This window comes from Paenibacillus sp. MABNR03, assembly GCF_050455445.1.
GTDB classification, from domain to species: domain Bacteria; phylum Bacillota; class Bacilli; order Paenibacillales; family Paenibacillaceae; genus Paenibacillus; species Paenibacillus xylanilyticus.
On sequence record NZ_JBCIYR010000001.1, the window covers coordinates 376,587 to 389,506 of the forward strand.

The following is a 12,920-nucleotide window of genomic DNA, read 5'->3' on the forward strand; positions in this document are numbered from 1 at the left end:
TTTAATGTATAGAAGGATCGGAACCGATCTGACAGAGACAAAAAGAATGGACTGGAGGAGAAGGAACATGCGAGAGTTTGATTGCATTATCGTAGGAGGCGGGCTCGCAGGACTTCAGGCTGCCATTCAGCTGGGACGTTACAGTTCGCATCAGGTGCTGGTGGTGGATGCTGGAGAAGGCAGGTCAACCCTGTGCCGAACCTATCATAATATTCTGGGATTTCCGGGTGGCGTATCAGGTGAAGAATTGCGTTCCAACGGCAGATTGCAGGCCGAAAAAACCGGAGTTTTATTTGAAAAGGACCGTATTGTTAAAGCAGAACGGCTTGGAGAACAAATTCGTTTAACTGGTTCTTCTGGCGCTCAATATATGGCACGGACTGTATTGCTGGCAACTGGGCTTAGCGATCGTTTTCCTGCAATTCCGGGCTTGAGGCCAACGTTGGGCAGAACGGTTTATGTTTGCCCGGACTGTGATGGATATGAGATTCAGGATCGTCGTACCATACTGCTGGGGTCAGGCGAAGCAGGTGCCAACATGGCGATGATCCTGATTGAGCGTACAAAAAATCTTTTGTACATCAACCATGAACAGAGACCAATCTCGGCTGAGCTTCATCGGAGCATGAAGGAGGCCGGTGTGCGTTATCTGGAAGCTGCGGTACAAGAAGTTCAGCAAACAGCGGATGGCCATATTACAGGGGTTCTGACCGAAGACGGACAGATCTATGAGTCGGAGCGTGGATTCATAGCCTTTGGCGGAAATCGGGTACATTTCGAACTCGCAGAGCAGCTTGGAGCCGTCATTGCGGATAATAAACATGTGGAAGCCGACCATCGCAGTTTGCAGGCAGCCCCAAATGTGTGGATTGCGGGGGATTTGGGACTCCATGCGGAGCAGGCAACAGTTGCCATGGGTGAAGGTTCAATCGCAGCCATCTGGATTCATAAGGCTTTGCAAAAGATGAAGAAGAAGAATGAAGTGGAGCAGCTTTAAGACACAAACGTAGATCCAGCAGATCGCCTTCGTATAGATATACAGAAAGTCCTCCGACCCAGTATGGGGCTGGAGGACTTTTTGAACTGTTTGCAAGTCGATTGAATATTACTTGTTGGGTTTATTCTCACTGTTTGTAGCCGTTTTGTTTTTGGAATGTCCTGTGATGTTGTCAATGATTTCTCCAACGGCATCTTCAATCATATCTGTAGGGCCAGGATTGTTGGAGTCCGGATGCAGCACGGTATTGACACCAGGCTCCAGTTCCTTATTTGCCTTTTGGTTTTTGGGATCACTCATCAGTAATGCCTCCTTATTCATTCCTATTTATAGTGTTCCTTAACATCTCCAAACGTTGTAATGTATATGTAAACGATTAACCGCTGAAACCATTTTGAAACGCTGAACTAAAGGGGGAAGCTGGGTGGTCAAAAAAACAAGTGTACTCCTGCTGCTCCTCGTCTTGTGTATCTGGACCTATTGGAGAACGGGAGGGGAAGATCAGAATCCATATCTAATTACAGACTACAGCCGTCTACACCCGGTAAAAGTGGAACGAGTCGTGCAGGGACATCAGGAACAGCAACTCGAGGAACTGCTGAAGGATGCCAAAGACCATCATTTGACCGTGTCCATTGCGGGACAACGTCACAGTCAGGGCGGCCATACCTATTACCGAGATGGTATCGTAATTGATATGACTTCCTATAACCAAATACTGGATGTCCAACCGGAAGCAAAAAAGATAACTGTTCAGGCAGGGGCTACCTGGGCTGACGTGCAACGTGCAATAAACCCTTATGGGCTGTCCCTCAAAAATATACAGTCTCAAAATATTTTTACCGTCGGGGGATCTATTAGTGTAAATGCCCACGGGAGGGAGCTTCGCAACGGATCGCTGATTCAGAGTGTGGAATCTTTTCGTCTTTTGACCGCAGATGGACAGATTCGGGAAGTGAGTCGTACGTCCAATTCAGAACTTTTTCCTTTGGTTTTAGGTGGATATGGTCTCTTTGGCCTGATTCTGGATGTTACGCTTTCGTTAACGGAAGATGAATTGTACCGACTTGAAGTAGAACGAATGGAAGCGAAGGATTATCCAACGTATTTTCAAAAGGATGTGCTTCGCAATCCCAATGTACGGATGCACCTAGCTCGTCTTTCACTTCAACCTGGAAAAGGATATTTTAGCGACATGTATGCGCTGAATTATGCCATCGATTCGGACGCCTCTCTCCAGGATTATAATGATCTGGCTTTACGTGAGCAGGGCGTGCTGCCTGCCAAGATCTTGTTTAACCTTAATCGCGGAACGGGGTGGGGTAGAGAGTGGTTTTGGGAGCTGCAGCAGCGATATTTCGATTCTCAGGCTGGTACGAGAATTAGCCGGAATAATGCCATGGCGTCTCCATCCGCATTTATGGAATACCACCAGCCGGGTGCCAATGATTTGCTGCAGGAATATTTTATCCCTGTTGATGCGTTTCCTGCATTTGTTGAGGAGATGGAAGAGATCGTCTCACAAGAGAAGCTGGATCTGTTAAATATTACGGTGCGTTATGTGAAAAAAGATGAAGAAGCTGTACTTTCATATGCGACACAGGACATGTTCGGACTGGTATGTCTGTTCCATGCTTCACTGTCGGACGAAGAACAAAAGAAATTCAAGGCGAGTTTGCAAAGGATTATAGATACGGTTATCCGCTTGAACGGTACCTATTATTTGCCCTATGAGGGATATGCCACGGCAGAACAGTTTGAGCAAGCTTACGCTCGTAAGAACGAATTTTTTGCAGCAAAAGAGCATTATGATCCCGAACATGTATTTATGAATTACTTTATGGAGCAATACGGGGGGGACGGTAAATGAATATGAAATGGTTGGTCCGCTCACAAAGCATGGTCACCTTAGCTTCAGGCATGATTTATCCCTATTATTTGTTGTTTCTCAAAAATCTCGGTAACAGTTTCTCCAAATATGGTCTTGCCTTTGCCGTTTTTACAATCAGTTCTGCAGCAGCTTCACAGTGGCTGGCCCCCAGGATGGACAGCTATGCACGGCAGTGGCTTATTTTGAGCTCACTGGGTATGGCCGGAACGATGATTGCTTTCCCTTGGATTACTACATACATATGGGTATTGCTGCTGCAGATGATTATGGGGTTGTGCAATGCGATGCAGCGGATGAGTGAACGGGTACTGCTTGCAGATTTCACTGAACCAGGGAAGCGAGGCAAGGCGATTGGCAATTATCATTTCTGGACGTCTGCTGCTTCGGGTTTCGCTGTCATCATCGGGGGGCTGCTGATCGACTGGTTGACGATTGATGTTTTATTTTATTTGAGCGCCGTGCTGTATGTGTGGGGAAGCTTGGCTGTGTGGAGGTCCATTCAACTGCCGGTCAAGGATCATAGGTGAAGGATAGAAATGGACTGATTAATCTTCGGCGAGAAGTTTATATTATAGATGAAGAGTCAAATCATAACGCTAAAGGAGGAATTTATAATGAATGAAAACAATCATGTGATCCATAAGGATGGTCAAGTAGCAACGGAGAAGGTAGAGAACGCCATAGACAAAATCGCACCGGAAGAGCGGGAACAAATTTTGCAAAATTTTGATGCCTTCAAGGAATATCTCGGAAAACGTATTGCTATGGGTGAATCCATTGGCCTAGGTGAGGAACAAATGGCCAAGATTGCCGAGAAGGTAGCTGATTATCTGGCTGCCAAAGAAGAGCCTCGCAACCGTGAAGAGAAGTTGCTGCAGGAGCTTTGGAATGTGGGGAAGGAAGAAGAACGACACATGCTGGCCCATATGCTGGTACGTCTTGCCCAACACACGCATTGAGATTAAATCTGTAGGGGACCTTAAATGCACTGCATTTGAGGTTCCCTTTTTGATGGTGGCATTTTCTGAGATATTAGTAACGTGAATTGTAACTATTTTTCATCTGGCTGATACTTTTAATGGAATGTAAAGAGATATGATGTATATAGTAAAAGTTGAAACGAATATTCAAATGAACGTTTAAAGCAAAACCCTTCCGGTTAAGGAATAGTAACGTTCATATAAGGAGAGATGCTGCCTATGAAGAACGCGGCGAAACAATGGAAATTAAAGATGCTGGGTACCGTTACGCTATTGTTGGGTATCATTGTGCTTACTACATATTTGCTTACACCGGCGAATGCCGAGGAAAGTAGCAGTTCCTCACAAGTTTCAGCCAAAGAAACTCAGGCAGTCAATTCAGAAATGTATACAGCCTACGTGGATGAGCTGCAGCAGGAGAATGGCAAACTGTATTTGGTTTTGGACAAGATCGGATGGTATCAGGGAGAAGAAGCGGATAAAGTATTCGAGCAGCGTAACCCTGATTCAGGTATAGATGGTGCTCCGGATGGTTACTATATTATCAATGATAGCAAGGAGCAGGAAAAGGTTGAAGTTAGCGCAGATGCCGAAGTGCTGATGCAGCTATATGATCGAGATGGAACGGTACAAGGTACAACCATCCAATGGAATGAGCGGATTGCTCTCAGCAAATTTGAATCGTTATATGAGAACAAAGCCATTTTGGATCTGTCGGTTTTTCCTTATCACCTTACTGTGCAAGACGGAAAAATCACAAAAATCGTGCAGCAATATATACCTTAAACATAGATTCTCAAGCATTCTTCCTGTTCGTCAGAACGGTGGGGAATGCTTTTTGATTATGACAAAATGTGAAAGAAGATTGTAATTCATTGTAGGTACATGTATCATTATTGGAATGGTGTTTTTACATAGTTCAGGAGGCTCCTCATGCTTAAAGACATGATTGCATTAACGAAGCCTAGACTTCTGCGGCTTAATGTGTTTGCGGTTGCAGTAGGATTCTGGGTTGCTTCAAAATGGGATATCTCGTGGTTATCCCTGCTGCTGGTCATTATCGGGTCAACTCTGGTCATTGCATCCGCTTGTGTCATCAACAATTACTGGGATCGTGAATTGGATCAGAAGATGGAACGGACCAAAAAACGGATTGAGTACATTAACCATCTTCGTCCTGGCTTTGTTCTCTGGTATGGTATCATTCTGGGGGTTGCCGGGTTTATCGTGTTATACGTTTGGGTGAATCCCCTCTCAGGCTGGCTTTCACTTCTCGGGTGGTTTGCTTATATCGTCATTTACACGATGTGGCTGAAGCGCAGTTCCACGTGGAGTACCTCTCTCGGAGGAATAGCAGGTGCGATGCCGCCCGTCATCGGTTACTGTGCGGTCACGAATCAGATCGATATGGGTGCATGGTTGCTGTTCGCGCTGTTATTTTTATGGCAGCCACCTCACTTCTGGTCACTTGGCATCCGCCGGGTAGAGGAATATCGTGCAGCCGGTTTTCCGCTTTTGCCTGTGGTAAAAGGGATTAAACGGACCAAGTATCAGATGGTGCCTTATGTTTTCTTACTGCTCCCTGCTGTTTGGCTGTTGTACTACTATGACTATGTTGGACTTGTCTTTTTACTGGTGTCGCTGACTGGTGGGCTGATTTGGTTCATCCATACGCTCAGTGGACTCAAAGCAACGGATGACGAGAAATGGGCCAAAGTCAACTTTTTGATCTCGGTTAATTATCTAATGCTTATATTTATCCTAATGGTTGCAAATACGACCTGGGCATAATACGGTCTTGTGCTGACCGTGCAAGCAAACATTAAATCGTCATTATGGCATATCAAAACAAACATCTTATGGAACGGCGTGTGGACAAGCTGAATGTCACCCGTATAGGACCTGAGGTGTTTTTTTGCTATACTTAACAGATGTTTTCTATTAATGGAAAAGATACCGGAAGAGGGTGCAGATTAATGAGTCATCTGGAGCAGGCGATCCTCCTGAGACAAGAAGGGAAAATGCAGGAAGCTATTGTGTTATTGCAGGAAATGGCTGAGAACGAGCCGGATAATGCGCTTGTCTCGTACCAGCTGGCCTGGACACACGATTCACTTGGATTGGAAAGGGAAGCAGTGCCATACTACGAGGCAGCTCTCCGTCAAGGATTGACTGGGGAAGACAGAGCGGGTGCCATACTTGGACTCGGCAGCACGTACCGGACTCTGGGGCAGTATGAGCAGGCAAAGATATGGTTAGAAAAGGGGATTAAAGAATTTCCGGAGCATCGGGAATTGGAAGTGTTCTATGCAATGGTACTCTACAATTTGGGAGAGCATGCGGAAGCCATGAAACGGTTGCTCGTACAGCTGGCAGATACATCAGGTGATGAGGGAATCAACGAATACAGCAGGGCGATCCGCTTTTATTCGGATCAATTGGATCGGGTGTGGAACTAGACATATCGTTTTGAGACGGGTGCCTCAAATTAGGATGAGAGGATGATATCATGAACTCCAATAATGAACTGGAACAGGTGAAGGAAAGGGTTGAACGGCTTGAACAGAAGCTGGATCTGTTGGCAGGCAGTCTGCAGGGCGATCGACGCTCACCTGCAGCTCGGTTTCTGATTGGCTTTGGTGTTGTGTTGGCAGTCCTTTTTATACTCATGATATGCATTGGCGTTGTACAATTTGTAAGTAACGGCAGTTAAAGTTTGGGGGAGGTTCACTTCCCTATTCTAATGGCATATCCGGGTGAGACCATCTATCATTTTACAGAAGAACATATAAGCAAAGTAAAGGTTGAAGATACGTCACATGTACAAATTACGCGAGACTTTGTTGAATAATCCTGAGCGTTATTTAAAACATCTTTTCGCAGACTAACGGGTAGGAGCCAGCCATTCCTGAACGGCTTCAATAAACCGGCGGGTGGCTGGAGACAGATTGGCAAGGGAAGGACAGGCCAGGCCTATGGTGCGATAAGGATCTCCATGGAGCGGAACAAGAGCAAGCTCAGCTGTATGGCCTTGTAGAACCATCTCCGGCAGGAGGCTAATACCGAGTCCGTTCCGGACCATGGCCATAATGGCCTGATCCTCAGCAACCTCATAAACCACATTCAGCTTGGCAGCATGCTGGCGAATCAAACGTTCAATTTCATTATCACCGCCCCAACGGGGAAGAATAAAAGGCTGTTCCAGCAGGACTTCAAACGTTACAGACGTCTCTTCTGCAAGCGGATGATCTTGGGGCAGGATGCACATCATCCTGTCTTTTTGCAAAGGGATATTTTCAAAAGGCGAAGCATCGCCAAGGGATAAAAAACCGAGATCAATGGCTCCTCCTGCCAGCCAGGCTTCAATTTCAGCGTAGTCGCCTTCCCACAGTTTGATCTCAATTCCAGGATGGCGCAGGCGAAACTGCTTCAGTATCCCAGGCAGCCATTGGGTCGAGACACTGGCAAAGGTTCCTATTCGTACTGTTCCCACCTCAGCTCCCCGAATTAAGGATATTTCCTGATTCATAAGTTCGTTCCAGCGCAAAATTTCTCGGGTGTAGCCCAGAATTCGCTCCCCCTCAGCGGTAACATGTACGCCTGAGCGACCTCGATTCAACAATGAGAATCCACAATCCGTCTCCAGACTGGCAATAGCGTGACTGACAGCAGACTGAGTAATATTCAGTGCTTCAGCTGCCTTGGTGAGACTCCCATATTCCACGACTGCGTTCAAAATCTCATACTTGACTAATGACATATTTCAATCCGTTCCTTCCGACGATAAATACATGAATTTATTTCATATTAACTATTATAAATATTCATTTTTATAATGCAAAGAGATCGTTTATACTTGCCAAGGCGAGTTGGTTTGTACGGACTCAGCAGAGAACATTACATAGAATGAAGGTTGAAGTAGCGTGGGTAAAGCAAGTGGAAAACAAGTGAATGTTACAAGAAGAGCAGATCTGCAGATGCTGCTCGCAACGGTTATTTGGGGCTCCTCCTATTTGTTTATGAAGTCGGGTCTGGAATCCTTGCAGGAACTCAATCTGGTCGCTTTCCGCTTCAGTATTGCTTTTATTGCGGCAGCGGTCATTTTCCATCGCAGACTGTTCCGGATGGACCTGAAGGCACTCGGAGCGGGCACGATTATGGGAACGGCATTATTTGCAGCTTTTGTGTTGATCACCTATGGAGTACAGCGGACGACAACTTCGCAGGCAGGGTTCCTGATTAGTTTGGCTGTAATCTTTGTCCCAATTCTGAGTACAATCTTACATAGACGTATGCCGGATACCCGGTTGATGATTAGCATTATTGTGGCCGTTGCTGGACTTGGCCTGCTTACGCTTCAGCATGAACTAAGCCTGCATACCGGGGATGTACTGTGTATTTTGGCGGCTCTAACGTATGCCATTTATATTCTAATCGCTGGAAAATACATTCCCAAACATGATCCCTTAACGCTTGGTACCATCCAGCTTGGTGTGGCAGCCCTCTGGGGGATCGGAGCTACATTCCTGTTCGAAAGCCCTCGCATGCCGAATAGCCCTGAATCCTGGGTCGCTATTCTTGGACTGGGCGTGTTGTGCAGTGGCCTTGGCTACATCCTGCAGACGCTGGCTCAGCGGCATGCGTCGCCAACCCGGACCAGTCTTATTTTCTCTCTGGAACCTTTGTTCGCGGCTGCATTCGCATTCAGCTTCCAGGGCGAATCACTAACGCTGCAAGGATACACTGGAGCCGCGTTGATGTTGATAGGCGTATTAATTACGGAGATCAAATCATGGGACGTCAGGTTTTGGCGCAGAAAGCGGGCAACGTTATCCACAGAGCTTGGAGAACAAGGGGCTACCGGGGTATAAATCAGCGGAAATCAAAAGAGTTTGGACCTCTCTTTCTTGAAGAGGGGCCAAACTCTTTTTTATAGCACATTATGTGTAAATAACCATCAAAGTGGGCTAACAAACAAAACAAAAATGACAACTTGTTTTGTTGATTTCTGTTTTTTATGCTACACTGGATGTAATTTAAGGGAGAACGGGTGAGTCGTATGGGCAAAAAAGTAACCATGCAGCAAATCGCTGATGCTGCGGGCGTGTCGAAATTCGCAGTCTCCCGTGCTTTGACGGGAAAACCGGGAGTGAGTGAACAAACCCGGGATATGATTGTGAGAACGGCCGGACAACTTGGGTATTTCAAGGCTGAACCGAAACGTTATTCTGTGGAGCCGCAGCCTGAACGTGTCAATAAACAATCACATACAGGCACGATTTTGATTTTGTTTCCCAACATTCGGTCCCAGAATCGCTCTTCGCTGTATTGGGGGCCAGTATTTGATGGCATTTCTGCACGACTTAATGAACAGGGCATGGATATATTAACGTTGACCGAGCCGTCTTCGGACCGGATGTTCTCTGTCCTCAATCCTGAAGCGATTAGTGGAATTATAACAGTGGGCTCCATCTCAACGCCCATTTTGCTTGAGATTTACAGGCTTCAAATTCCGCTTGTGATGGTCGATCACGAAGACCCGGCCATTCACGGGGATACCGTTTTTACAGACAACATGAAGTGTATGAAAGAACTGGTGCTGATGCTCGTAGGCAAGGGGTACAGACGGTTCCAGTTTGCCGGCCAATTACCTGATGCTGCGAGCTTCAGGGAGCGATGGCTGGGGTACCGGTCGGTACTTGAAGAAATGCAGCTGCTGGGGACACAACAAGCGGAATTGTTGGGCCCGGATCTGCGGCTTATTCAGAAGGCCATTATTGAGATGCCGATAGCCGATATTCCTGAAGTCATTGTCTGTGCCAATGATCACACAGCTGTTAATGTACTGCGCGCATTGCAAAACAGGGGCGTTTCGGTGCCTGAACGCTGTGCGGTAACCGGGTTTGATAACACCAGTATGGACGAGCCCATTCTTGCCACGGTTCATATTAATAAGGAGAACCTCGGCATAAGGGCGGTAGATCAATTATTATGGCGTATGGATCATCCAGATGAACCTTATGAACGCAAGTTGATCTACTCTGAACTGGTTGTTCGTGATGAATATAATGCTGTGCGGGAGCAGCTTGAAGGTGAATAATATATCGAGGAATGGAAGAGACATGAGTGTAGTGAAGCTCATGTCCTTTTTTTTGTTTTGTTATTTGCTTTTTATTTTGCAAAACAGATTGACTGATACAGGCTTATCATGTTAATTTTGTTTTGTGAGTTATTCAATTTTATAATAACAAAACCTAACAAATGTCGTTTCACTTCAAAATCACTTCATCGATAAACGGAGGCTGTTATGAGTAAAATACAATCACAGATTTTTCAGAACTGGACATTCAAGGCTTGTGAGGATCAGGAATGGATGCCGGCTCAGGTACCCGGCTGTGTTCATACGGATCTGCTGAAACTGGACAAGATTCCGGACCCGTTTTATGGAACTAACGAAAAAGAGGTTCAGTGGATTGATAAGAAGGATTGGGAATACCGTACAGAATTTGATGTGAACGAGGATTTGCTGTCCCAGGAACATTTGCAGATAGTTTTTGAAGGTCTCGATACGTATGCAGATGTTTATGTGAATGAACAGCATGTTTTATCTGCTGACAATATGTTCAGAGTGTGGAGCGTGGATGTAAAGTCGATTGTGAAGAGCAATGATAACGTACTGCGAATCCGTTTTCGGTCCCCGATTCAGGAAGATCTGCCTAAGCTGGAGAAGCTCGGCTATGCACTGCCTGCATCCAATGATCAATCTGACGTTGGTGGACTTGGCGACAAAAGAGTAAGTATTTTTGCCCGAAAAGCACCATATCACTATGGTTGGGATTGGGGTCCTCGCTTCGTGACAAGCGGCATCTGGCGTGAAGCACGTCTGGAAGGCTGGTCTGAAGTGAAAATCAATGATGTATTTATCCGGCAAAATGAAGTAACCGCTTCCGTGGCTTCACTGACAGCGATCGTAGAAGTAGAGACGGCGAGCCCGATTGAAACGGTGATTCGGATCGGTACGGACGGTCAGACATGGGAGCAGACTGCAGCCTTGCAATCAGGTGTACAAACGATAGAGATCCCCATTGCCATCGACGCACCGAAGCTGTGGTGGAGCCGGGGACTTGGTGATCCGCACATGTACTCTTTCGTAACAGAAGTTCTGCAAGGGGAGCAGGTTGTAGCTGATTCAACGGTAAAAACAGGACTTAGATCCATACGTCTGGTTCGGGACAAAGATGAAGCTGGAGCTTCCTTCTATTTCGAATTAAACGGGGTAGCTGTCTTTGCGAAAGGCGCCAATCATATTCCGAACGACAGCTTTATCACCGAAATTACAGCTGAGCGTTATCGGCATGAGATTGTTTCCGCAGCCGAGTCCAACATGAACATGCTGCGTGTATGGGGCGGCGGGATCTATGAAGAAGACGTATTCTATGAATTGTGCGATGAGTATGGCTTGCTGGTATGGCAGGACTTTATGTTTGCCTGCAGCATGTATCCGGGCGATGAAGCGTTCCTGAACAGTGTGAAACATGAAGCCATTGATAATGTTAAACGACTGCGCAATCATCCGAGTATCGTACTGTGGTGCGGAAACAACGAAATCGATTCTGCATGGGCCCATTACATCGAGGATGGCGGTTGGGGCTGGAAAAAAGATTATAACGCTGAACAACGCGAGAAGATCTGGGCAGATTATGAAGCCATTTTCCACGAGCTGCTTCCGGAAGTGGTTGAAGCTTATGCGCCAGGTGTGGATTACTGGCCTTCTTCGCCTCTGGTATCGCTGACAGGTGATGAGAAGCAGCATGCTCACCCATCGACAGCAGAAGGGGATATTCACTACTGGGGCGTGTGGCACAGCGTCGAACCTTTTGAAAACTACAACGTTCACGTTGGACGGTTCATGAGTGAATACGGCTTTCAGTCTTTCCCTGAATACAAATCCGTTCGCAAGTACGCCGAGGAAGAAGATTTGGCACTGGAATCCGAAGTTATGCTGGCACACCAAAAGAATGGAGCAGGTAACCGCCTGATCAAGCAGTACATGGATATGTACATGCATGAACCGAAGGATTTCCCATCCTTCCTGTACATGAGTCAGGTACTTCAGGCAGAAGCCATGAAAACAGCCATTGAGGCACATCGCCGCCGCAAACCGTTCTGTATGGGGACGCTCTACTGGCAGATGAATGATTGCTGGCCGGTCGCTTCCTGGGCAGGCATGGACTACTTCGGTAACTGGAAGGCATTGCAATATTACGCCAAACGCAGTTTTAGTGATGTGCTGATCTCTGTAGATGGTACGAAGGAAGATGCGACAGATATTTATCTGATCTCGGATCAGTTGCAACCCGTTGAGGGCCGATTGCAGGTACGCCTGATCGGATTCGATGGTACGGTATATCGAGAGGAAGAGCATGCAGTCGCACTGGAATCCAATTCCGGTAAACTGGTTCTGTCCTTGAAATCGTCCGACTGGTTGCAAGGTCATGATGCAGCAACAACGCTGTTGCGATTGGATCTGAAGCAGGATGGGCATGCAGACATCGTGCAGGAGCACTATTTTGCACCGTCGAAGGATATTGGCTTGAAGAAGGCTGCAATCCAGGTGACTGAGGTCCAGGAGAATGATGGCGTATATCTGGTGCTCGAAAGCGATGTTCTTGCTAAACAGGTATGGATTTCGTCAGAGGCAGAAGGCGTGTTCTCGGATAACTTCTTCGATCTCATTCCAGGCATTCCGGTGAAGGTCCAGTTCACATCCAGAGAAGGATTGCAGAATGCTGGCGCAGCTTCGGAAACGGGTGCAATTCAGGTTCGTTCGATGGCTGATTTTATCAAATTATAATTCCGATTATCAGGTTAAAAGAGAGTCATTTTATATTCAAACCGTTGATTCTCCCTTTGTAGGGAGACAGCGGTTTTTTTATTTTTTCATGTTTAAAAGACTTGTGCTTCTAAGAATCGGACAGATTCGCTATAATTGATAATCATTATCATTTGTGAGGGCTCACTAGATTGTTTATTGGCTAACACATATAAACGG

Annotated in this window: 13 protein-coding genes; 11 read left to right on the forward strand and 2 right to left on the reverse strand. The window is 46.4% G+C overall.

All coding sequences use genetic code 11. The features are described from left to right. Positions 1–67: 67 nt before the first annotated feature. Positions 68–997, forward strand: a complete 930-nt coding sequence (locus tag AAIH57_RS01685; RefSeq protein ID WP_430020322.1) for an NAD(P)/FAD-dependent oxidoreductase — start codon at positions 68–70, stop codon at positions 995–997. A gap of 108 nt (positions 998–1,105) precedes the next feature. Here the strand turns inward: AAIH57_RS01685 and AAIH57_RS01690 are convergent, their stop codons facing one another. Continuing rightward, positions 1,106–1,297 (reverse strand): hypothetical protein, encoded by a 192-nt coding sequence (locus tag AAIH57_RS01690; RefSeq protein WP_175396189.1) that lies wholly within the window; start codon positions 1,295–1,297, stop codon positions 1,106–1,108. A gap of 124 nt (positions 1,298–1,421) precedes the next feature. On the opposite strand from AAIH57_RS01690, the gene AAIH57_RS01695 reads away from it, so the two are divergent. The 7 genes from AAIH57_RS01695 (at position 1,422) to AAIH57_RS01725 (ending at position 6,581) form a co-directional block, all read left to right on the forward strand. Then, entirely contained in the window at positions 1,422–2,867 is a 1,446-nt protein-coding gene (locus tag AAIH57_RS01695) for an FAD-binding oxidoreductase (RefSeq protein ID WP_430020323.1), read from the forward strand. Then, positions 2,864–3,415, forward strand: a complete 552-nt coding sequence (locus tag AAIH57_RS01700; protein WP_430020324.1) for an MFS transporter — start codon at positions 2,864–2,866, stop codon at positions 3,413–3,415. The genes AAIH57_RS01695 and AAIH57_RS01700 overlap by 4 nt, the downstream gene beginning before the upstream one ends. 87 nt (positions 3,416–3,502) lie before the next feature. Continuing rightward, complete coding sequence (locus AAIH57_RS01705; RefSeq protein WP_175396192.1) at positions 3,503–3,847, forward strand: DUF3243 domain-containing protein; 345 nt, start codon at positions 3,503–3,505, stop codon at positions 3,845–3,847. Positions 3,848–4,087: 240 nt separating this feature from the next. Next, complete coding sequence (locus AAIH57_RS01710) at positions 4,088–4,654, forward strand: hypothetical protein (protein WP_175396193.1); 567 nt, start codon at positions 4,088–4,090, stop codon at positions 4,652–4,654. A 147-nt stretch (positions 4,655–4,801) separates the two neighbouring features. Beyond that, positions 4,802–5,659, forward strand: coding sequence for a heme o synthase (cyoE, locus tag AAIH57_RS01715; RefSeq protein ID WP_430020325.1), 858 nt, complete (start codon positions 4,802–4,804; stop codon positions 5,657–5,659). Positions 5,660–5,844: 185 nt separating this feature from the next. Next, on the forward strand, positions 5,845–6,327 hold the full coding sequence (locus AAIH57_RS01720; protein WP_430020326.1) for a tetratricopeptide repeat protein: 483 nt from the start codon (positions 5,845–5,847) through the stop codon (positions 6,325–6,327). Between the two features lie 50 nt (positions 6,328–6,377). Next, entirely contained in the window at positions 6,378–6,581 is a 204-nt protein-coding gene (locus AAIH57_RS01725; protein WP_430020327.1) for an OadG family protein, read from the forward strand. Between the two features lie 171 nt (positions 6,582–6,752). On the opposite strand, the gene AAIH57_RS01730 is transcribed toward AAIH57_RS01725, so the two are convergent. Then, the gene (locus AAIH57_RS01730; RefSeq protein WP_430020328.1) at positions 6,753–7,628 is read right to left on the reverse strand and encodes a LysR family transcriptional regulator; all 876 of its coding nucleotides are present in this window, start codon (positions 7,626–7,628) and stop codon (positions 6,753–6,755) included. 163 nt (positions 7,629–7,791) lie between these two features. Between AAIH57_RS01730 and AAIH57_RS01735 the strand changes: the two genes are divergently transcribed. From AAIH57_RS01735 to AAIH57_RS01745, 3 genes are all read left to right on the forward strand, one after another. Next, complete coding sequence (locus tag AAIH57_RS01735; RefSeq protein ID WP_430020329.1) at positions 7,792–8,739, forward strand: DMT family transporter; 948 nt, start codon at positions 7,792–7,794, stop codon at positions 8,737–8,739. Between the two features lie 188 nt (positions 8,740–8,927). Beyond that, positions 8,928–9,968 carry a LacI family DNA-binding transcriptional regulator gene (locus AAIH57_RS01740; protein ID WP_175396198.1) on the forward strand — a complete coding sequence of 347 codons (1,041 nt, stop codon included), beginning with the start codon at positions 8,928–8,930 and terminating at the stop codon, positions 9,966–9,968. 207 nt (positions 9,969–10,175) lie between these two features. After that, complete coding sequence (locus AAIH57_RS01745; RefSeq protein WP_430020330.1) at positions 10,176–12,722, forward strand: beta-mannosidase; 2,547 nt, start codon at positions 10,176–10,178, stop codon at positions 12,720–12,722. Positions 12,723–12,920: the final 198 nt, after the last annotated feature.